The sequence below is a fragment of the Micromonospora jinlongensis genome (assembly GCF_013410645.1).
Taxonomy (GTDB): Bacteria; Actinomycetota; Actinomycetes; order Mycobacteriales; family Micromonosporaceae; genus Micromonospora; species Micromonospora zamorensis.
In genome coordinates this window covers 5,041,708-5,059,977 of the sequence record NZ_JACCHK010000001.1, presented here as the reverse complement: position 1 = coordinate 5,059,977, position 18,270 = coordinate 5,041,708, and the positions used below count along the sequence as shown (strand labels likewise).

Below are 18,270 nucleotides of genomic sequence, written 5' to 3'. Positions count from 1 at the left end.
CGGTTGTCCTGGCAGAGTGCCACGTCAGAGGCGTTCCGGTCCATGACGAAAGGTGCGCACTTACTCCGATGTTCGGTCGAAAACCTTCACGCCCCGTCGTCGGCCTTGGCCTCGTCGGCTTCCTTGCCGAGCCGCGCCTCGACCGCCTGCGGCTCGTACATCTCCTCGACGACGCGCAGGTAGAGCTCGTTCGGGTTGGGCAGGTTCTTGATCTCGCGGAGCGCCTGCTCCTGGCCGGCGGACTCCAGCACGAAGGTGCCGTAGTTGAGCGCTCGGCCGGTCGGGGTCTGCTCATACTTCATGTCGGTGACCCGGACCAGCGGCATCATGGCCACCTTGCGGGTGACGATGCCGTTGACCACCATGACCCGCTTGTTGGTCAGGATGAAACGGTCATACCACCAGTCGGCGACCTTCCACGCCACCCAGCCCATCACCGCGAACCAGAGCAGCACGGCGATGGTGGTCAGCGCACCGACGTCCTGCCCGGCGAGGAAGCCGGAGAGGTAGCCGAGCACGAAGGTCGCCGCGACACCGATCAACAGCGGGTTGGTGAGGTGGATCCAGTGCCGCTTCCACTCACCCCGGTAGCGCTCGGTGGGGAAGAGATAGCGGGCCACCAGCGAACTGGGCTCGTCTTCCAGCGGAAGCACCCGCCGGGGAGTCGAACCGGTCGCGTCGGCGCGCAACCCGGCCAGCTCGTCCTCGGAGATCTGCGGCGGCTGGTAGCTCGCCTCCGGATCACGGATCCACCCTCGACCGGAGCGACCCTGGCCGGCATAGCCGGGCCCGTCGCCATAACCGACGTCGTCCGAAAGGGACGGACCGTCGGAAAGACCGGGCCCGGCCCCGTAGCCCGGGCCGTCGTCGGGCCCGATCCTCGGGATCGGCTCGGTGTCACGCTCGCGGCGTTCCCGGTCGGGGTCGTCCGGGTCGAAGGGTGGACCGGAGGGGCTGCCCATCGGCGGCTAGGCGACGAGACTGGTGAAGAAGTCGCCGAACCCCTGGGCGATGTCCATGACCCCGCCGCCGAGTGACTTGAACACATCCGCCGCAGAGTTTGGCCGGTAGGCGACGAAGAAGATCAAGAATGCGATTCCGGCCCAGGTGAGGACCTTCTTGACCATGGCGGGCCATCCTCTCGCGCGGCGCCGGGTCCCATTACCGCAGCGGCACCCAGAGTATCAGTGTGGCGTCGTACAGTGAATATCTGCGTCCGTTCTCCGTCAAACCGGGAGACTTGTCAGGCTCTCCCAGGTAAGTACGGGGACGGTGCGCCGTACACGAGCTCGGGGGGAGTCCACTCGGTCAGGTCGTGTAGGACGACGTCTTCCGCGAGCAGGTGACCCGCACTCGCCGGCCAGGCTATCGCATGGAGCCACATTCCCCGAGCTTCGCCGGCGTACGCGCTTCGATCCGTTGGAGAATTCACCAACCACAGTGGAGTCGGATGCCCGGCGACCCTGATCCTGGCCTGCCCGACGTGGTCGGGGTGACCTGGCCCCGGGTCGGTCAACGCGTCCACCAGTTCCGGTCCCGGGTCCGGCCCGGCCAGTCCGGCGAGTCGCGTGCCCAGGCCGACACCCGGCTCCTCGGCCACGAAGACCAGATCGGCCGGACCACCACCGAGCGGCGCCGGGCCCGCGCAGGCCACCGCGGTCGCCCGCACTCCCGTCCGGTCGTCCCCGGCGTACGCCACCCCGGTGAGGGTCCAGCCGGGCAGCAGCGGCCACGGGCACCACAGCGGCGTTCCCGGCGAACCGGCGGTCGCGGTGATCCGCTCCACCACGCTCGCCACGATCTCCGCTCCGATGTGCTCGGGCACGTGCAGGGGCGGCACCGGGCCGCAGCGCAGACACCTCGAGTCGGTGTGCATCAGATCCGGCGCCCGCACCGGGCCCCCGCATCTCGGACAACTCACCGCGACACTCACATCCCCACCGTTCTCCGGTACCGCCGGCCCGTCAAGCGGGAACGTCCGATTCGGCACCCCGGCGCGGTCAGTCCGGCGGAGGGCCGGCGTGGGCACGAATCCAGGCGTGCATCGCGATACCGCTGGCCACGCCCGCGTTGATCGACCTGGTCGAGCCGTACTGGGCAATGGAGTAGAGCTGGTCGCACGCGGCGCGGGCCGGCGCGGACAGCCCCGGTCCCTCCTGGCCGAACAGCAGTACGCAGTCCCTGGGCAGGGTGCCGGTCTCCAACGGGCGCGACCCCGGCAGGTTGTCGATGCCGAACACCGGCAGCCGGCGCTCGCCCGCCCAGGCCACGAACTCCTCGATCGTCTCGTGATGGCGCACGTGCTGGTAGCGATCGGTCACCATCGCACCGCGCCGGTTCCACCGTCGCCGTCCGACGATGTGCACCTCGGCGGCGTTGAACGCGTTGGCGTTGCGGACCACGGTGCCGATGTTGAAGTCGTGCTGCCAGTTCTCGATCGCGACGTGGAAGCCGTGCCGGTGCCCGTCCAGGTCGGCGACGATCGCCTCGTGACGCCAGTAGCGGTAGCGGTCGACGACGTTGCGCCGGTCCCCCTCCGCCAGCAACTGCGGGTCGTAACGGGGGTCGTCCGGTGGGGTTCCCGGCCAGGGGCCCACACCCACCTCAAGCTGGTCGTCGGTCACGGTCATCAGAGGGTACGGACCACGTCGGCGCTCGGCGCGACGACCTGCCGGTCAGCCCAGTCCGAGCGCGGCGCCGAGCCGGCCCAGGAAGCGCCGGTCCGCCGGGCTGATCGCGTGGTCCGGCCGGCGTTCGCCGGGGCTGGGCACCGCGCGGCAGACGCGGGCCGCGACCGACTGCACCCACTGGCGGTACGCGGCCGAGTCGGCGGGGTCCGCGCGTCGCCCCAGCACCCGGCTCGCTGCCCGGCAGGCCGCCAGCAGGTCCACCAGATCGGTGAGCCGCTCGACGGGCTGCGGGGCGCCGTCGTGACGGGCGTAGATCGCGGCGACCACCGCGCGGACCAGATCGCTGTCGGAGGCCCGGCCTGCGGCTACGGCATCCAGGCCGGCCAGACCCGCCAGGACACCGCGTTCCGTGCGGCCCGGCCCCGGTGCCGCCGCGGCCACGAGAACCCGGCCGGGCAGACCGGTGAGCAGGTCCCACTCGGCGGCGGAATAGACAGCTGTGGTCAAGGGTGCGGCTCGGCGGCCGGCAGAGGGCGGCTCTCCGGCGACGGAGTGGCTCATCGAAACCTCCATCGCCAGCATATGCCCCGCAATGGGAACAGGGCTCCTTCCCCGGCAGAACCCGCTGCGGGGAAGGAGCCCGGAGGCTCGCGGCGGCCGACTCGCGGCGACGCTCAGCGCGGCTCGGGGAAGCTGGGCCGCTCCGGATCCACTCCCTCGGGAACGGCGCTGGCCGCGTACTCCCGTTTGGGGACCATGACCTTGCGCCGGAAGACGCAGACCATCGTGCCGTCCTGGTTGTAGCCGCGGGTCTCCACCGACACCACGCCCCGGTCGGGCTTGGAGCCCGACTCACGCTTGTCCAGCACCGTGGTCTCGCCGTAGATCGTGTCGCCGTGGAAGGTCGGCGCGACGTGCCGCAGCGACTCGACCTCCAGGTTGGCGATCGCCTTCCCACTCACGTCGGGCACCGACATGCCGAGCAGCAGGGAGTAGATGTAGTTGCCGACCACCACGTTGCGCTTGAACTGGCTGGCCGTCTCGGCGTAGTGCGCGTCCATGTGCAGCGGATGGTGGTTCATGGTGAGCAGGCAGAAGAGGTGATCGTCGTACTCGGTGACGGTCTTGCCCGGCCAGTGCCGGTAGACCGCGCCGACCTCGAACTCCTCGTAGTAGCGGCCGAACTGCATGCTGGTCCCCTTCGACGGGTGGCGATGGAGTTCGGCACAGCATGCCTTACCGAAGGTTAAGGCGACCGGCGGGGCGCGACGGCGGCGGAAAAGTCACACCGGTCACTCAAAACGGGGGGAGACGCAATGAGCGGCGGGGCCCTCCCCGGCACCCGCCGCCCACGCTCTGATGCCGAGAAGTGTGCCCTACGACAGCGTAGGTTCGACAGAGATCGGCGTCACATTTATCTTTTTGTAACACTACTCTCAGTGACGGTTCGGAGGGTGATCAGCGATCTCTGCAGGCCGGATACCTGCTTGTCAAGGCTCAAGTTACCGATTCGTACTGCTCAATCGGGTGGATCTCCCTGGAAACGCTCCCATCACCGCTGGTCACGCAAGTGCGTCGTGCATTTGCGTTCCGCAGGCCGGGACAGACAGACGTTGGTCGATGACCCTCAGGTCCCCTGCCAGCACGGAGACGTTTCGTGCCCGACCGCCCGGGAATTCGATACGGTCAGCCCTGGTTCTACGGGACGTAGACAAACCGCGGTGATCGGAGAGTGCAATGGCAACCGTTGAGCTGACCTCGGCGAACTTCGACGAGGTGACCGGCAACGACGGCATCGTCCTGGTCGACTTCTGGGCCGACTGGTGTGGTCCGTGCAAGCGGTTCGCCCCGGTCTACGAGCGCTCCTCGGAAAAGCACCAGAACATCGTGTTCGGCAAGGTCGACACGGAGGCCCAGCAGGAGCTGGGCGCCAAGTTCGACATCCGGTCGATCCCGACGATCATGGCGATCCGCGACGGCGTCATCGTCTTCGCCCAGCCGGGCGCCCTTCCCGAGTCCGCACTCGAGAACCTGATCGAGCAGGTCGAGGCGCTGGACATGGACGACGTCCGTAAGCAGCTGGCCGAGCACAACCACTGAGTCGCCCACACGGCGACACGCGAGGCCGGGCCCGGTGCGGGCCCGGCCTTCGTCGTACCGGAGGCGCGCGCATGATCACCTTCCTGGGCAGGCCGAAGTGGCCGTCGGTGGGACCCGGGGCAGCCGGTACATCCCGTATCGTCACGACCCGATGGAGACCCTGACCACCCGCGGGCGCGTGACCCGGCTCGGCGCGACCGCACTCGGCCTCGCCCTGCTGCTCGTCGGCACCTTCTGGGGCAGCGACGACGACTTCCCGTTCGGCCCGTTCCGGATGTACTCCACCTCGAATCCGCCGAACGCCCCCGCACCGGACACCCGCGTCGAGGGGGTGAACAGCTCCGGGGCGGTCATCGACCTCGACCAGGACGCGACGGGCATCCGTCGCGCCGAGATCGAGGGTCAGCAGGCCCGGTACGCCGCCGACCCGACGCTGCTCACCGAGGTCGCCGACGCGTACGCCGAACGCCACCCCGACGCCCCCGCGCTGGTCGAGGTCCGCATCGTCATCCGCTGGCACGGCATCCGCGCCGGTCGACCGACCGGGCAGCACACCGACCAGACCGTCGTCCGCTGGCAGGCAACCCGATGACCCGCTGGTTGACCGAGGCCGTGCCCCGGGGCCGGGTGGCCGCCTTCCGGACCGTGATCTACCTCTTCGTCGCCGCCGACCTGGTGATCTTCACCCCCTGGGTGCGCACCCGGGTCAGCGTGCCCGGCGACCTCTACCAGCCGCTGCTGATCGGCCGCCTGCTCCCCCTACCGACGCCGACGGCGACGCTGGTGGCGGTGATCTTCTGGTTGTTGCTGGCGCTCGCACTCCTCGCCGCGACCGGACGGGCACCCCGCGTGCTCGGCTGGGCGGTCTGCGCGCTGTACCTGGAGTGGATGATCATCGCGATGAGCTACGGCAAGGTCGACCACGACCGGTTCGGGCTGCTCGTCGCGCTGGCCGTGCTGCCCACCGCCGGCCGGGCCCGGCACGGCGACGCCACCCGCACCGAGGCCGGCGGCTGGGCCCTCCGCGTCACCCAGATCGCGGTGATCTGCACGTACTTCCTGGCCGCCTTCGCCAAGCTGCGCTTCGGCGGCCTGGACTGGCTGACCGGCTCGGTCCTGGCCCGGGCGATCATCCGGCGCGGCACCGACCTGGCGGACCTGATCGCCCAGGTGCCGTACCTGCTGATCGTCGCCCAGTTCGGCATCGTGGCGTTCGAGCTGCTCAGCCCGGTGGTCTTCTTCCTGCCACCGCGCTGGCGACACGCCATGGTCGGTTTCTTCTACTCGTTCCACGTGGTCACCATCGCGACCATCACGATCTCGTTCGCGCCACACCTGGCCGCGATGACCAGCTTCCTGCCGCTGGAGCGGGTCCGCCCGCTGGTCTGGGCGCGCCGGCTCATCGGCCGTGGTCCCACCGCGCCCAGGTCGACACCACCTGATCAGACCCGGGTTGGCGCCAGTGCGGCGTCGTCGCCGCTCGGCGATCAGGCCCCGGTCGTCGGGCGTCCCGCCGGGCCGTAGAGCCGCTCACGGGCTTCCTGCGGCAGTGCACAGGCCGCCGTGCCGCCCGGCAGGCGGTGCCGGTTGCGCGCCACCCAGCGGTACACCGGCCAGGCCCCGGCGCGCACCGGCGGGAACCGCAGGCCCGCCCCGGCGATCCGCCAGACCAGGCCACTGTCGGCGAGCAGCTTCGCGATGGCATCCGGACCGGCGGCACGTGCGCCGTCCGCCCCGACCCACTGCACGGCCTCCTCGCACTCGGCCACGGTCAGGCCGAGCGCGTCCAGATCGGTGAACTGCCAGGGCACCACCCGCGCCGTGGTGGGGATCCGGCGTTCGATGAACTCCGCACAGGTCGTGCAGAACGCGCAGTCACCGTCGTAGACGAAGGTCGACGTCTCCATGCCGTCCATCCTCCCCCGCCGGACCGCCGATCACTCACTGGTGTCCGGCGGGTCACTTGCGCGTTGCTAGTACACGTGTTCGAATAGTGCCCATGCGCTGGGACAACCTCACCGCTCCCCCGGTCGAGGGAGACCCCGAGCGGGCAGCGCCAGCGACGCCACCCCTGCCGCTGGCGCTGCCCGGCGCCATTGCCCGCACCTTCGACACCCCTGAGTTCGCCGGGATGACCTTCTACGAGGTGCAGGCCAAGTCCGTCCTCAACCGCGTGCCCGGTCAGTCCCGCGTGCCCTTCGAGTGGACCGTCAACCCGTACCGTGGCTGTTCTCATGCGTGTGTTTACTGCCTGGGCGGTGACACCCCGATCCTGATGGCGGACGGCCGCACGAAGCCGATCAGCGAGCTGGAGCCCGGCGACCGCATCTATGGGACCGAGCGACGCGGCGCATACCGCCGATACGTCGTCACCACCGTGCTGGACAAATGGTCCACCGTGAAGCCTGCGTACCGGGTCACCTTGACGGACGGCACCACGCTCATCGCCAGCGGTGACCACCGGTTCCTCTCGGATCGTGGCTGGAAGTACGTCACCGGGACGATGCAGGGCGCCGGTCAGCGCCCCTACCTGACCACCAACAATCGCCTGATCGGCACGGGCCGTTTCGCAGCCGGGCCGAAGGAGTCACCCGACTACCGTCGGGGCTACCTCTGCGGCATGGTCCGGGGGGACGCACATCTCGGCACCTTCTCGTACTCCTACGGGGTTGTGCATCGGTTCCGCCTGGCGCTGGTCGACGACGAGGCGTTGAGCAGGAGTGAGCGTTACCTTGCCCAGGAGGGCATCGAAACGAAGCGCTTCTCGTTCACACCGGCCAGCGCTACCCGCCAAGCCCTGTCTGCCATTCGCACCTCCAAACAGCGGAACATCGAGAGGATCACCGGGCTGATCCAATGGCCGGTCAGTCCCAGCGACGAATGGCGGCTCGGCTTCCTGGCAGGCATCTTCGACGCCGAGGGCAGCTGCAGCAGGGGCATCCTGCGCATCAGCAACAGCGACGACGCGATCCTCGACCAGACGACGGAGGCGCTGCGCCGGTTCGGGTTCACCTGCGTGCTCGAAGACCCCGGGCGACCCAACCGTGTGCGGGAGGTCAGATTGACCGGGGGTCTTCCCGCCCGGCTTCGGTTCTTCCACCTGACCGACCCGGCCATCACCAGGAAGCGCTCGATCGAGGGCGCCGCACTGAAGTGCAAGGCGGACCTCAGGGTTGTCGACATTCAGGCGCTCGGGCTGGAGCTGCCGCTCTGGGACATCACCACCGGCACCGGGGACTTCATCGCCGACGGGGTGGTGAGCCACAACTGCTTTGCCCGCAACACGCACACGTACCTCGATCTCGATGCCGGTGCGGACTTCGACCGGAAGGTGATCGTCAAGGTCAACGCCGGTGAGCTGGTCCGGCGCGAGTTGGCCGCGCCGAAGTGGCGGGGCGCGCACGTGGCGATGGGCACCAACGTCGACTGCTACCAGCGGGCCGAGGGCCGCTACCGGCTGATGCCGCAGATCATCGCGGCCCTGCGGGACTTCGCCAACCCGTTCTCGATCCTCACCAAGGGCACGCTGATCCTTCGCGACCTGCCCCTGCTGCGTCAGGCCGCCGAGGTCACCACAGTGGGCATCTCCTTCTCGGTGGGGTTCGTCGACGAGCAGCTCTGGCGTTCCGTCGAGCCGGGCACGCCGCATCCTCGCCGCCGGCTGGACGCGGTCCGGGCGCTCACCGACGCCGGCTTCTCCGTAGGGGTGCTGATGGCCCCGATCCTGCCTGGCCTCAGCGACAGCGACGAGTCGATCGACGCCACCGTGTCGGCGATCGCCGCAGCCGGCGCGACCAGCGTGACCGCCCTGCCCCTGCACCTGCGTTCCGGCGCCCGGGAGTGGTACGCGCACTGGCTCGCCCGGGAGCACCCGCACCTCGTGCCCCGCTATCGCGAGCTCTACCGGGCCGGTGCGTACGCCCCGCAGGCGTACCAGCGGGAGTTGACCGCCCGGGTGCGGATCGCGGCACGCCGGCACGGGCTGCACCGCGGCGAACGGGGCGACAACCGCAGCCTGCCCGAGCCGCCGCCACCGCCGGCGGCAGAGCAGTTGACTCTGCTCTAGTCGGCGCAGAGCTACAGTCGGCGGGTGCGTACCGCTTCGCAGATCCTCGCCGACTCCGCCGTGATCGCCGTCGTGGGTGCGTCCCGCGACCCGTTGAAGGCCGCGCACGGCGTGCCGTTGCAGATGCAGCAGCACGGGTGGCGCATCATCCCGGTCAACCCGACAGTCGACGAACTGTTCGGGGAGCGGGCGTACAAGTCGCTGGCCGAAATCCCGCACCCGGTCGACCTGGTGGACGTGTTCCGGCCGGCGGCCGACGCCGTGCAGGTGGTCCGGGACGCGGCGGCCATTGGTGCCCCGGCGGTATGGCTACAACTGGGCATCGTCTCGGCCGAGGCGCGGCGGATCGCCGAGGAGGCCGGCATGGACTACGTCGAAGACCGCTGTCTCATCGTCGAACGCGCCGCCGCCGGCCTCACCCGCCTCGCCTAACCCGAACTCCGCCCCGCCCCCGCGCCACGCCGATCATGCAGGCGCGGATCAGAGCTTGTACTCCTTGAGCAGGCCGCGGGAGATGATGGTCTTCTGGATCTCCGAGGTGCCCTCGCCGATGAGCAGGAACGGGGCCTCCCGCATCAGCCGCTCGATCTCGTACTCCTTGGAGTAGCCGTAGCCGCCGTGGATGCGGAACGCCTCCTGGACGACCTCGGCGCAGTATTCGGAGGCGAGCAGCTTGGCCATCCCGGCCTCCACGTCGTTGCGCTGGCCGGCGTCCTTGAGGCGTGCGGCGTTGACCATGAGGGCGTGCGCGGCCTCGATCTTCGTACCCATCTCGGCGAGCTTGAAGGCGATCGCCTGGTGCTTGGCGAGCGGCTGGCCGAACGTCTTGCGCTGCTGGGCGTAGCTGACCGCCAACTCGAAGGCGCGGATGGAGATGCCGCAGGCGCGGGCGGCCACGTTGACCCGGCCCACCTCGATGCCGTCCATCATCTGGTAGAAGCCTCGGCCCACCTTGTCGGCGCCACCGAGGATCGCGGAGTCGGGAACGGTCACCCCGTCGAGGACCATCTCGGTGGTCTCGACGCCCTTGTAGCCCATCTTTTCGATCTTGCCGGGGATGGTGAGGCCGGGGGCGGTCTCGCCGAAGCCCGGCTCCTTCTCCAGCAGGAAGGTGCTCATGTTGCCGTAGACCGACTCGGCGCCGGTGTCGGTCTTGACCAGGGTGGCCACCACCGAGGAGTACGCCCCGTTGGTCAGCCACATCTTCTGGCCGTTGAGCACGTAGTTGTCGCCGTCGCGGACGGCCCGGGACTTGATCGCCGAGACGTCGGAGCCGGTCTCCGGCTCGGACATGGAGAACGCTCCGCGCACCTCGCCGGTGGCCATCCTCGGCAGGAGGCGGGCCTTCTGCTCGGCCGAGCCGTGCTGAGAGATCAGGTACGCCACGATGAAGTGGGTGTTGACGATGCCGGAGATCGACATCCAGCCCCGGGACAGTTGCTCCACCACCAGCGCGTAGGTCAGCAGCGACTCGCCCAAGCCGCCGAACTCCTCATCGATGGTGAGGCCGAACAGGCCCATCTCGCGCATGCCGTCGAGGATGTCGGTGGGGTACTCGTCGGCGTGCTCCAGCCGCTGGGCGTGCGGAATGATCTCCTTGTCGGCGAAGTCCCGAACGGTCTCCAGGATCGACTGTTGCACATCGGTCAGGCCGGGCGTCTGGGCGAGTCGAGCCATCACAGCCTCCGGGGATCCGCGCACTACTCATGGGTAACTGAACGCTGGGTCAGTATCGGTCTCCGGAGCCGACGAGGCCAAGGTGACCAGTCCACACAACCGCTGTGAAAAGGTTCACCGCTGCGGGTAGCGTCCGGCAAGAGGGACTTTTCCGGCACCGGCAGGAGGAGGACAGCTGTGAGCTACCCGCCGCCGTCGGGCCCACCATCAGACGAGCAGCCACCGTCACCCTACGAGCCACCCCGGGACCAGTCGCCGTACGCGCCGCCGCCGGCCGGCCAGCCGCCGTACGCGCCACAACCGGACCAGCCAGCGTTCGAGCTGCCGGCGGAACGCTCACCGTACGGGCCACCTGCGGACGATCCGTCGCCGTACGGGCAGCAGGGGCCGCACCAGTCGGGGCACTGGAGCCAGCAGCCGCCGTACCCCCCGCAGGGCCCCTACGGTCAGTACGGCCCACCGCCCTCCGGGCCGGGTCGGGGCACCAACGTGCTCGCGATCCTGTCGCTGGTGTTCGCCTTCGTGTTTCCGCCGGCCGGTGCCGTCCTCGGCCACGTGGCCAAGCGGCAGATCCGCACCAGCGGCGAGGAGGGTGACCAGCTCGCCACCTGGGGGTTGATCCTCGGCTACGTCTTCACCGGGCTCACCCTGCTGGCGTGCTGCGGCTGGCTGGCCCTCGTGGCCCTGGGCAACACCGGCGACAGCGGCGGCTACTGACCGCCGGCCAAACCGGCGCCGACCGCGGTCAGCGGAACCGGGCCTCGCGGACGCTGTTGCCGCCGTCCACCACCAGCATCTGGCCGGTGATGTACGAGGCGGCCGGCGAGCAGAGGAAGCTGATCGCGGCGGCGACCTCGTCCGGAGTGCCCGGTCGACCCACCGGCGTGCCCAGCCCCTGCTTGATCTCAGCCATCGTGGACGCCGCGGTGTAGATGGTGCCCGGTGCGACCGCGTTCACGGTCACGCCGTCGGCGATCATCTCCATCGCCAGGGCCCGGGTCAGCCCGACGACGCCGGCCTTCGCCGCGGCGTACGCGGCCTCGGTGGGCAGGGCGTTGACCGGGCCGGCGGTGGCCGACAGGTTGACGATCCGACCCCAGCCCCGCTCGGCCATCCCCCCGATGAACGCCCGACTGCACAGGAACGCGGTGGACAGGTTGCGGTCGATCTCGCCGCGCCACTCGTCGTAGGTCAGCTGGGCGACCGGCCGCAGCACCCCCTGGCTGGCCCGGCTGGCCAGGCCGGCATTGTTGACCAGCACCTCGACGTCGCCCAACTGCTCGGCGACCGCGTCGGCCAGCGCGCCGACCTCCGACTCGTCGGTCAGGTCCGCGACGAAGCCGGTCACCCCCAGCTCGCCAGCGCGTTCGTGGATGCGCCGGGTGGTGGAGACGATGGCCACCCGGGCGCCCAGGTCGGCGAGTCGGCGTGCCGTCGCGTACCCGATGCCGTCCGGGCTGCCCGCGCCGGTCACCAGGGCGACCCGCCCGTCGAGCCGCATGGTCACCGGGTCGGCCAGCGCGACCGGCTCGTCGGGGCCGGGGCCGCCGGCCGGCGTGGCCGCGCGGGCACGTCGAGCCCCGCCCGGGCGGCTGACGTCCCGTCTGGGTCGGCTGCCGGAGCGGTCCGCGGCGCGCGCGTCGAATGCCATGTCGAGATCCTGCCCGTTACGACCGGCCCGAAGCAACGCGGCACCCGGGAGCGGGGGCAACGGTTTTGGTCACCCCTGGCTACCCTGACGGCGCACCCGACCTGACGGAGAGATCGCATGACCAACCCCCCGCCCTCTGGCGGCTGGCACGACCCGGCGTGGTCGGGACAGCAGGCCGGCGACCCCACCCTCCCGGTGAGCAGTCAACCCGCACCCACCCAGCCGATCGCAGTCAACCCTTACGCGCCGACCGACCCGTACGCGGGCGGCGCGCCGCAGATACCGACCCAGCCCGGCCCGTACGCGGCCACGCCCGGTTACCCGCCGCCTGGCTACCCGGGTTACGGGTACCCGCCCGCGCCGAAGCAGAACGGCCTGGCCATCGCCGCGATGGTCGTCTCGATCATCGGCGCCCTCGGCCTCTGCGGCTACGGCCTCGGTGGCTACATCGGCGCGATCGGCGCGATCCTCGGCCACGTGTCCCGTAAGCAGATCAGGGAGCGCGGCGAGGGCGGCGAGGGCTTCGCCACCGCCGGCATCATCGTCGGCTGGGTCGCCACCGCACTGGCGGTGCTGGCCACCATCGTCATCGTGATCTTCATCGTCTGGGCCGCGAACCAGGACCCGTCCAGCTTCGAGAGCAGCACCTACTGAGTTCGACGAGCCGCCCCCGGATGCGACCCGGGGGCGGCTCGGCCGTTCACTCGCCAGGTGGGGTGAACGACGACGTACGGCTCATTCCGGCGGCCCGGCCCTTCGCGGCGACCACGAGCGCCATCTTGCGGGACGCCTCATCGATCATCTCGTCGCCGAGCATCACGGCGCCCAGCTTGCCGCCGGCCTCCGAGGTGTAGTGCTCGTACGCGTCGAGGATCAGCTCGGCGTGGTCGTAGTCGGCCTGCGCCGGCTGGTAGACCTCGTTGGCGGCGTCGATCTGACCCGGGTGCAGCACCCACTTGCCGTCGAAGCCCAGCGCCGCCGAGCGCTTGGCCACCTCGCGGAACCCGTCGACGTCCCGGATCTGCAGGAAGGGGCCGTCGATGGCCTGCTTGTCGTGCATCCGGGCGGCCATCAGGATCCGCATGAGGATGTAGTGGTACGGGTCGCCCGGGTAGTCCGGGATCAGCGCGCCGACCACCAGGGACTTCATGTTGATCGACGCCATGAAGTCGGCCGGCCCGAAGATGATGGTCTCCACGCGCGGCGAGGCGGCGGCGATCGCGTCCACGTTGACCAGCCCGGCGGCGTTCTCGATCTGCGCCTCGATGCCGATCCGGCCGACCTCCAGGCCGAGCGTCTTCTCGATCTGGGTGAGCGTCAGGTCCAGCCACTGCACCTGGGCGGCCGTCTGCACCTTCGGCAGCATGATGCAGTCCAGGTTCGCGCCGGCGCCCTCGACGACGTCGATGACATCCCGGTAGGTCCACGGGGTGGTCAGGTCGTTGACGCGGACCACGCGGGTCTTCCCGGCCCAGTCCCCCTCGTTGAGCGCGGCCACGATGTTCTTGCGCGCGTCCGGTTTGGCCAGCGGCGCGACGGCGTCCTCCAGGTCGAGGAAGACCTGGTCGGCCGGAAGGCCCTGCGCCTTGCCGAGCATCTTGACGCTGGAACCCGGTACGGCGAGGCAGGACCTGCGGGGGCGACCGACTGCGGCCATGGATGCGCTCCTTCCAGCGTCCGGCGGGCATGCCGACGCCACCTGACGACAGAGTTGAGAACTTAACGATCCCAAAGGGCGTTGTGACGCCACGGTAACCTCGCGCCATGACCGGGGTGAATGGACCTGTGGAAGATCTCACTGGGCGTCGACTGGTGGTGGTGACCGGGGCCAGCTCCGGCATCGGGTTGGCCGCCGCCGTGCACCTGGCCTGCCGCGGTGACCAGGTCGTGCTGGTCGGGCGGGACCCGGCGCGCCTCCAGGCCGCAGCGGAGCGGGTACGGGAGAACTCGGGCGAGCGTCCGGAGTTGTTCCGAGCCGACTTCGCGGTCCTCGACGACGTGCGCCGGCTCGCCGAGCAGTTGCGGGCCGCGTACGACCGGATCGACGTGCTCGCCAACAACGCCGGTGCCATCGCGCTGCAACCACTCACCACCGTCGACGGCTTCGAGATGTCGATCCAGGCCAACCACCTGGCCCCGTTCCTGCTGACCAACCTGCTCGCCGACCGGGTGGGCCGGATCGTGGTGACCGCCTCCGGTGCGCACCGCTTCGGCGCGCTCGACCCGGACGACCTGAACGCGCCACTGCGCGGCTACCGGCCGACCGGCGCGTACGGCACCAGCAAGCAGGCGAACATCCTGTTCACCGCCGAGGCGGCCCGACGCTGGCCGGAGATGTCCGCGTACTGCTTCCACCCGGGGGTGGTGCGCACGAGGTTCGGCAACGACAGCAGGGTGGTCGCGTTCGGCATGCGGTTCATGCCGTTCCGCAGCCCGGAGAAGGGCGCCGAGACCCTGGTGTGGCTGGCCAACCAGGACCGCTCCCGGCTGGCCAACGGCGGCTACTACGCCGACCGCCGCCCGCGTCGGCCGTACCGCAAGGCCAGCGATCCGCGGCTCGCCGCCCGACTCTGGGAGGTGAGCGCGAAGGCGGTCGGCATCGCTGGGTAGCGTGGCCGCCATGCTCACTCTCGTCGCACTGGTCGAGTACGCATCCGGGGCCGAGGCCGCCGGGCAACGCTACGAGGACGCCGTGCTGGCCTTTCTCGGGCGGCACGGCGGCCAGCTGGAACGGCGGCTGCGTGGCACCGACGGGCAGACCGAGGTGCACGTGATCCGGTTCGACGCCCGCGCCGGCTACGAGTCGTTCCTCGTCGATCCGGAACGGGCCGCGCTGCGCGCCGCTCTCGGCGAGACCGCACCGACCACCCGGGTCATCGAGGTCCACGAGGTCTAGACAGGTCTCACTCAGTCCCTCAGCGGTTCGGCGTCGGCGGGCAACGGGGTGGGCGGCGCGGCTCGGCGGCCGGCCCGGGCGCCGCCGAGCACCACCACCGCCACCCCGGCCAGCAGCAGCGCCATCCCGAGCAGCGCGTACGGGCGGGGAACCTGACCCAGCCAGGCCCAACCGAGCAGGGCGGCGCCGGGCGCCTCCAGCAGGATCAGCACGCTCACCGTGGTCGCCGGGATCTTCTTCAGCGCGTAGTTGAACATCGAGTGCCCGAGCAGTTGGGCGCCGACCACCAGGGCGAGGATGGCCAGCCAGGTCCGACCGTCGAACCCGGTCAGCCGTACGCCGCCGATCAGGCACATGACCAGCAGGAGCAGTGAACAGATCCCGTAGCAGATGGTGGTGTAGGTGGTGGTGCTGATGCTGGCCCGTGCCCGCTCACCGAAGGCGGTGTAGACGGCGGCGAACATGCCGCCGGTCAACGCCAGCACGTCGCCGAGGACGGCCCTGCCGGAGACCCCCACGTCCACCCCGGTGGCGATCGCGGCGCCGCCGACCGCCACCGCGATGCCGATCCACACGATCCGGGGCAGTCCACGCCCCTGGGCGCGCGCGATCAGCCCCTGCCAGACGGGCTGGGTGGCGACCAGGGCGGTGGACGTGGCGACCGAGGTGAGCTGGGCGCTCGGCACCCAGGTCGCGAAGTGGCCGGCCAGCGCGACCCCGGACAGGATGCAGAACAGTCCCTCCCGCCGGCCCACGCCGGTGGTCAGCCTGCGGAACTCGGCGCGACGGCGGGCCAGCGCGAAGGGGGTCAGCACGGCCACCGCGAGCAGGTTGCGCCAGAACGCGATGGCCAGCGCGGGTGCGGCGGCGTATGCGATCAGTGGCGCGGACGACGACACGGCGACCACGGCCAGACCGACCGCGCCGGTGGTCAGCGGATCCAGGGACGGCCGGGGTGAAGGTGGGGACACGGGACGTAATCCTCACACGTATGACGGACAACACGCACGGTCATCACTCCGTTACGATCACGCGGGTCCGCGCCGCCAACCCCCGACCGCCCGGAGGCGCTCCCCCATGCCCACCTACCAGGCGGTGCTGTTCGATTTCTTCGGCACCCTCACCCGTTCGGTGCAGCGCGGTGTCGCGCACGCCGACACCGCCGAGCTGCTCGGATGTGACACCGACACGTTGACCGAGGTGCTGGACCGCACGTACTACGAGCGGGCCACCGGTCGACTCGGCAACGCGGAGGCGACCCTTCGGTGGGTGTGCGCCCAGGCCGGCGTACACCCGAGCGACACCGCGGTGCGCGCGGCCGTGGCATCCCGGCACCGGGCGGTCCGCGCGGACACCTGGCTGCGGGCCGACGCCGTGCCGGTGCTGGCGGCCCTACGCCAGCGCGGCCTGCGCACCGGCGTGATCAGCGACTGTACGCACGAGCTGCCGGCCTTCCTGCCACAGCTCGCGGTCGCCCGGCTGCTCGACGTGCGGGTCTTCTCGGTACAGGTCGGACGGTGCAAGCCGGACCCGGCGCTCTACCTGACCGCCTGCCAGCGGCTCGGGCTCGCCCCGGGCGACTGCCTGTACGTCGGTGACGGCGGCAGCCAGGAGTTGACCGGCGCCGAGCGGGCCGGAATGACCGCGGTTCGGCTCGCCGCGGCGGACCTGGCCACGCACATGGTGTTCAACGCCGACCTGGACTGGCGCGGCCCCACACTCGGCACCCTGCGCGAGGTGCTCGCCCTCGTCGACGTCGACGCCGAGGTGGTGGGCGCCGGTGGCCGGGCGGGTTGACGCCCCGATCAGCGGCGACGCACCCGGTGCAGACGGAACGGCTTGCGGGTGGCCCGGACGGCCGGGGTGGGTCGAGGCGGCTCGGCCTGCGCGTCGGCCGGCAGGTCCGCGCCGGCCAGCGGCGTTCCGGCCGGGGTGAGCCGGTTGACCGCGCATCCGTCGGCGGCCCATCGGGCCACCAGGTCAGCGGTCGGGCCGGGCGCGTTGAGACGCTTCGCCGCCACCAGCGGCGCGGTGGTGTCCCACGCCTCGGTGCCCGGCTGCACCCGGCTCACCTGGGCCGACCAGGTGACGATCCGACCACCGTGGTCGCCACGCAGGGAGACCTGCGCCTCGGTGGCGTCGGCCAGACCCGGCGCTGCCTGCTCGCCCGGCCCGCTGACCACCAGGAGAGCGCCCTCCAGTGGGGCGCACCAGAGCGCGAGCGCCGGCCCACCGGAAACGCTGACCCAGGCCACTGCAGCCTTCTTCATCGCCTCGTCGACCAGCGGCGTCGATCCACGCGCGTCGTCAGTCACCCTCGCATCCTGCCGCACCTCGGCCGCTGACGTGTAGGCCGCCGCCGCTTTGGTGTGGTCAGCCCACGAACGGCGGCACCGCGATCTCACCGCGCGCCACCGGCATCACCTGACCGGCGACGGTCGCGCCGACCGCCACACCGTTCGCCGCGGTGACCGTGCAGGCAAGCGAGGACGGGCGGTTGATCTCCACACCCTGACGGACCGCGTAACGGGACAGCCCCTCGGCCGGCAGCAGACCGCTCGCCACCAGCCAGACACCGAGGCCGAGGGCCGCCGAGCCGGTCGCCGGGTCCTCCGGGACACCCATCCCCGGCACGAAGACCCGGGCGTGCGCGGTTTGCGTGACGGCGTCCCAGGAGAAGACGCTGACGTGCGACACCCCATAACGCTGCGCCGCCGTCGCGTTCACCCGCGCGCGGGCCACCGACTCCGGACGCACCGGGAGGTACGGGAACTCCAGACCGCAGCCGGCGACGCGGGGAGCGGGCCCGATGTGGTCGTCCGCGACCAGCCCGGCGATCTCCAGCAACGGCTCCGGGTCCAACTCCGGCCCGAGAGTCGGCGTGCCCCCGGTCAGCGTTGCCCCCGACGCGCTCACCTCGATCGGCAGCACCCCGGCCCCGCACTCCTGGGTGACCTGCCCCACACCGAACATGCCCCGCCGGCTGGCGGTGACCGCCGCGCCGACGCTCGGGTGCCCGGCGAACGGCAACTCCTCCACCGGGGTGAAGATCCGGGCCCGGTAGGTGACGCCGGCCTGGGTAGGTGGCAGCACGAACACCGTCTCGGACAGGTTGAACTCCAGCGCGAGTGCCTGCATCTGCTCGGTGGCCAGCGCCTCAGCGCCGAACACCACAGCCAGCGGGTTGCCGGCGAACGGGCGGTCGGTGAAGACGTCCACGATCTCGTAGGCCAAGGTCGACATGTTGATA

At 70.6% G+C, this 18,270-nt stretch carries 23 protein-coding genes; 10 read left to right on the top strand and 13 right to left on the bottom strand.

Features of this window, described 5'->3' with window-relative positions:
- Positions 1-86: 86 nt before the first annotated feature.
- The 6 genes from HNR22_RS22715 to HNR22_RS22690 all read right to left on the bottom strand — a co-directional run bounded on the left by HNR22_RS22715 (position 87) and on the right by HNR22_RS22690 (position 3,820).
- On the bottom strand, positions 87-962 hold the full coding sequence (locus tag HNR22_RS22715) for a PH domain-containing protein (protein ID WP_088951386.1): 876 nt from the start codon (positions 960-962) through the stop codon (positions 87-89).
- A gap of 6 nt (positions 963-968) precedes the next feature.
- Entirely contained in the window at positions 969-1,127 is a 159-nt protein-coding gene (locus HNR22_RS22710; protein ID WP_172862153.1) for a hypothetical protein, read from the bottom strand.
- Positions 1,128-1,243: 116 nt separating this feature from the next.
- Positions 1,244-1,921 (bottom strand): DUF6758 family protein, encoded by a 678-nt coding sequence (locus HNR22_RS22705; protein ID WP_343059932.1) that lies wholly within the window; start codon positions 1,919-1,921, stop codon positions 1,244-1,246.
- Between the two features lie 79 nt (positions 1,922-2,000).
- Positions 2,001-2,624: a TrmH family RNA methyltransferase gene (locus tag HNR22_RS22700; RefSeq protein WP_141912352.1), complete on the bottom strand. Its 624-nt coding sequence runs from the start codon at positions 2,622-2,624 to the stop codon at positions 2,001-2,003.
- 51 nt (positions 2,625-2,675) lie between these two features.
- The gene (locus HNR22_RS22695; RefSeq protein WP_179782037.1) at positions 2,676-3,212 is read right to left on the bottom strand and encodes a hypothetical protein; all 537 of its coding nucleotides are present in this window, start codon (positions 3,210-3,212) and stop codon (positions 2,676-2,678) included.
- 92 nt (positions 3,213-3,304) lie between these two features.
- Positions 3,305-3,820 (bottom strand): MaoC family dehydratase, encoded by a 516-nt coding sequence (locus HNR22_RS22690; RefSeq protein WP_088951384.1) that lies wholly within the window; start codon positions 3,818-3,820, stop codon positions 3,305-3,307.
- Positions 3,821-4,367: 547 nt separating this feature from the next.
- Between HNR22_RS22690 and trxA the strand changes: the two genes are divergently transcribed.
- The 3 genes from trxA (at position 4,368) to HNR22_RS22675 (ending at position 6,254) form a co-directional block, all read left to right on the top strand.
- A complete protein-coding gene (gene trxA / locus HNR22_RS22685) occupies positions 4,368-4,730 on the top strand; it encodes a thioredoxin (protein ID WP_030329190.1) in 363 nt (120 codons plus the stop codon).
- A gap of 151 nt (positions 4,731-4,881) precedes the next feature.
- Positions 4,882-5,322, top strand: a complete 441-nt coding sequence (locus HNR22_RS22680) for a hypothetical protein (RefSeq protein WP_179782036.1) — start codon at positions 4,882-4,884, stop codon at positions 5,320-5,322.
- Positions 5,319-6,254 (top strand): HTTM domain-containing protein, encoded by a 936-nt coding sequence (locus tag HNR22_RS22675; protein WP_179782035.1) that lies wholly within the window; start codon positions 5,319-5,321, stop codon positions 6,252-6,254. The genes HNR22_RS22680 and HNR22_RS22675 overlap by 4 nt, the downstream gene beginning before the upstream one ends.
- Here the strand turns inward: HNR22_RS22675 and HNR22_RS22670 are convergent.
- Positions 6,218-6,637: a thiol-disulfide oxidoreductase DCC family protein gene (locus HNR22_RS22670; protein ID WP_179782034.1), complete on the bottom strand. Its 420-nt coding sequence runs from the start codon at positions 6,635-6,637 to the stop codon at positions 6,218-6,220. The genes HNR22_RS22675 and HNR22_RS22670 overlap by 37 nt on opposite strands.
- A gap of 92 nt (positions 6,638-6,729) precedes the next feature.
- Here HNR22_RS22670 and HNR22_RS22665 point away from each other — a divergent pair, with 92 nt between their 5' ends.
- Together HNR22_RS22665 and HNR22_RS22660 are read left to right on the top strand one after the other, a co-directional pair.
- Positions 6,730-8,796 carry an intein-containing Rv2578c family radical SAM protein gene (locus HNR22_RS22665; protein WP_179782033.1) on the top strand — a complete coding sequence of 689 codons (2,067 nt, stop codon included), beginning with the start codon at positions 6,730-6,732 and terminating at the stop codon, positions 8,794-8,796.
- 24 nt (positions 8,797-8,820) lie between these two features.
- The gene (locus HNR22_RS22660) at positions 8,821-9,228 is read left to right on the top strand and encodes a CoA-binding protein (RefSeq protein ID WP_179782032.1); all 408 of its coding nucleotides are present in this window, start codon (positions 8,821-8,823) and stop codon (positions 9,226-9,228) included.
- Between the two features lie 48 nt (positions 9,229-9,276).
- Here the strand turns inward: HNR22_RS22660 and HNR22_RS22655 are convergent, their stop codons facing one another.
- Positions 9,277-10,473 (bottom strand): acyl-CoA dehydrogenase family protein, encoded by a 1,197-nt coding sequence (locus HNR22_RS22655; RefSeq protein WP_179782031.1) that lies wholly within the window; start codon positions 10,471-10,473, stop codon positions 9,277-9,279.
- 177 nt (positions 10,474-10,650) lie between these two features.
- Here HNR22_RS22655 and HNR22_RS22650 point away from each other — a divergent pair, with 177 nt between their 5' ends.
- On the top strand, positions 10,651-11,190 hold the full coding sequence (locus HNR22_RS22650; protein ID WP_179782030.1) for a DUF4190 domain-containing protein: 540 nt from the start codon (positions 10,651-10,653) through the stop codon (positions 11,188-11,190).
- Between the two features lie 28 nt (positions 11,191-11,218).
- On the opposite strand, the gene HNR22_RS22645 is transcribed toward HNR22_RS22650, so the two are convergent.
- The gene (locus HNR22_RS22645; protein ID WP_141907811.1) at positions 11,219-12,124 is read right to left on the bottom strand and encodes an SDR family NAD(P)-dependent oxidoreductase; all 906 of its coding nucleotides are present in this window, start codon (positions 12,122-12,124) and stop codon (positions 11,219-11,221) included.
- Between the two features lie 117 nt (positions 12,125-12,241).
- Here HNR22_RS22645 and HNR22_RS22640 point away from each other — a divergent pair, with 117 nt between their 5' ends.
- Positions 12,242-12,778: a DUF4190 domain-containing protein gene (locus HNR22_RS22640; RefSeq protein WP_179782029.1), complete on the top strand. Its 537-nt coding sequence runs from the start codon at positions 12,242-12,244 to the stop codon at positions 12,776-12,778.
- 46 nt (positions 12,779-12,824) lie between these two features.
- On the opposite strand, the gene HNR22_RS22635 is transcribed toward HNR22_RS22640, so the two are convergent.
- Positions 12,825-13,781, bottom strand: a complete 957-nt coding sequence (locus tag HNR22_RS22635) for an HpcH/HpaI aldolase/citrate lyase family protein (RefSeq protein WP_179782028.1) — start codon at positions 13,779-13,781, stop codon at positions 12,825-12,827.
- A gap of 128 nt (positions 13,782-13,909) precedes the next feature.
- On the opposite strand from HNR22_RS22635, the gene HNR22_RS22630 reads away from it, so the two are divergent.
- Entirely contained in the window at positions 13,910-14,734 is an 825-nt protein-coding gene (locus tag HNR22_RS22630) for an SDR family NAD(P)-dependent oxidoreductase (protein ID WP_179783680.1), read from the top strand.
- Positions 14,735-14,744: 10 nt separating this feature from the next.
- Complete coding sequence (locus HNR22_RS22625; protein WP_238646495.1) at positions 14,745-15,020, top strand: hypothetical protein; 276 nt, start codon at positions 14,745-14,747, stop codon at positions 15,018-15,020.
- An 11-nt stretch (positions 15,021-15,031) separates the two neighbouring features.
- Here HNR22_RS22625 and HNR22_RS22620 read toward each other — a convergent pair whose 3' ends face one another.
- The gene (locus HNR22_RS22620; RefSeq protein WP_179782027.1) at positions 15,032-15,991 is read right to left on the bottom strand and encodes an EamA family transporter; all 960 of its coding nucleotides are present in this window, start codon (positions 15,989-15,991) and stop codon (positions 15,032-15,034) included.
- Between the two features lie 106 nt (positions 15,992-16,097).
- Between HNR22_RS22620 and HNR22_RS22615 the strand changes: the two genes are divergently transcribed.
- Positions 16,098-16,817 carry an HAD family hydrolase gene (locus tag HNR22_RS22615; protein WP_179782026.1) on the top strand — a complete coding sequence of 240 codons (720 nt, stop codon included), beginning with the start codon at positions 16,098-16,100 and terminating at the stop codon, positions 16,815-16,817.
- Between the two features lie 8 nt (positions 16,818-16,825).
- On the opposite strand, the gene HNR22_RS22610 is transcribed toward HNR22_RS22615, so the two are convergent.
- Both HNR22_RS22610 and HNR22_RS22605 read right to left on the bottom strand, forming a co-directional pair.
- Positions 16,826-17,335 (bottom strand): hypothetical protein, encoded by a 510-nt coding sequence (locus HNR22_RS22610; protein ID WP_088951370.1) that lies wholly within the window; start codon positions 17,333-17,335, stop codon positions 16,826-16,828.
- A 58-nt stretch (positions 17,336-17,393) separates the two neighbouring features.
- Positions 17,394-18,263: a PhzF family phenazine biosynthesis protein gene (locus HNR22_RS22605; RefSeq protein WP_179782025.1), complete on the bottom strand. Its 870-nt coding sequence runs from the start codon at positions 18,261-18,263 to the stop codon at positions 17,394-17,396.
- Positions 18,264-18,270 lie beyond the last annotated feature (7 nt).

Bases quoted from the DNA above. Each gene is read 5' to 3' on its own strand.
- HNR22_RS22680 (WP_179782036.1), top strand. From the start codon at position 4,882: ATGGAGACCCTGACCACCCGCGGGCGCGTGACCCGGCTCGGCGCGACC.
- HNR22_RS22645 (WP_141907811.1), bottom strand. From the start codon at position 12,124: ATGGCATTCGACGCGCGCGCCGCGGACCGCTCCGGCAGCCGACCCAGA.
- HNR22_RS22710 (WP_172862153.1), bottom strand. From the start codon at position 1,127: ATGGTCAAGAAGGTCCTCACCTGGGCCGGAATCGCATTCTTGATCTTC.
- HNR22_RS22605 (WP_179782025.1), bottom strand. From the start codon at position 18,263: ATGTCGACCTTGGCCTACGAGATCGTGGACGTCTTCACCGACCGCCCG.
- HNR22_RS22715 (WP_088951386.1), bottom strand. From the start codon at position 962: ATGGGCAGCCCCTCCGGTCCACCCTTCGACCCGGACGACCCCGACCGG.
- HNR22_RS22655 (WP_179782031.1), bottom strand. From the start codon at position 10,473: ATGGCTCGACTCGCCCAGACGCCCGGCCTGACCGATGTGCAACAGTCG.
- HNR22_RS22690 (WP_088951384.1), bottom strand. From the start codon at position 3,820: ATGCAGTTCGGCCGCTACTACGAGGAGTTCGAGGTCGGCGCGGTCTAC.
- HNR22_RS22615 (WP_179782026.1), top strand. From the start codon at position 16,098: ATGCCCACCTACCAGGCGGTGCTGTTCGATTTCTTCGGCACCCTCACC.
- HNR22_RS22625 (WP_238646495.1), top strand. From the start codon at position 14,745: ATGCTCACTCTCGTCGCACTGGTCGAGTACGCATCCGGGGCCGAGGCC.
- HNR22_RS22635 (WP_179782028.1), bottom strand. From the start codon at position 13,781: ATGGCCGCAGTCGGTCGCCCCCGCAGGTCCTGCCTCGCCGTACCGGGT.
- trxA (WP_030329190.1), top strand. From the start codon at position 4,368: ATGGCAACCGTTGAGCTGACCTCGGCGAACTTCGACGAGGTGACCGGC.
- HNR22_RS22670 (WP_179782034.1), bottom strand. From the start codon at position 6,637: ATGGAGACGTCGACCTTCGTCTACGACGGTGACTGCGCGTTCTGCACG.
- HNR22_RS22665 (WP_179782033.1), top strand. From the start codon at position 6,730: ATGCGCTGGGACAACCTCACCGCTCCCCCGGTCGAGGGAGACCCCGAG.
- HNR22_RS22675 (WP_179782035.1), top strand. From the start codon at position 5,319: ATGACCCGCTGGTTGACCGAGGCCGTGCCCCGGGGCCGGGTGGCCGCC.
- HNR22_RS22640 (WP_179782029.1), top strand. From the start codon at position 12,242: ATGACCAACCCCCCGCCCTCTGGCGGCTGGCACGACCCGGCGTGGTCG.
- HNR22_RS22695 (WP_179782037.1), bottom strand. From the start codon at position 3,212: ATGCTGGCGATGGAGGTTTCGATGAGCCACTCCGTCGCCGGAGAGCCG.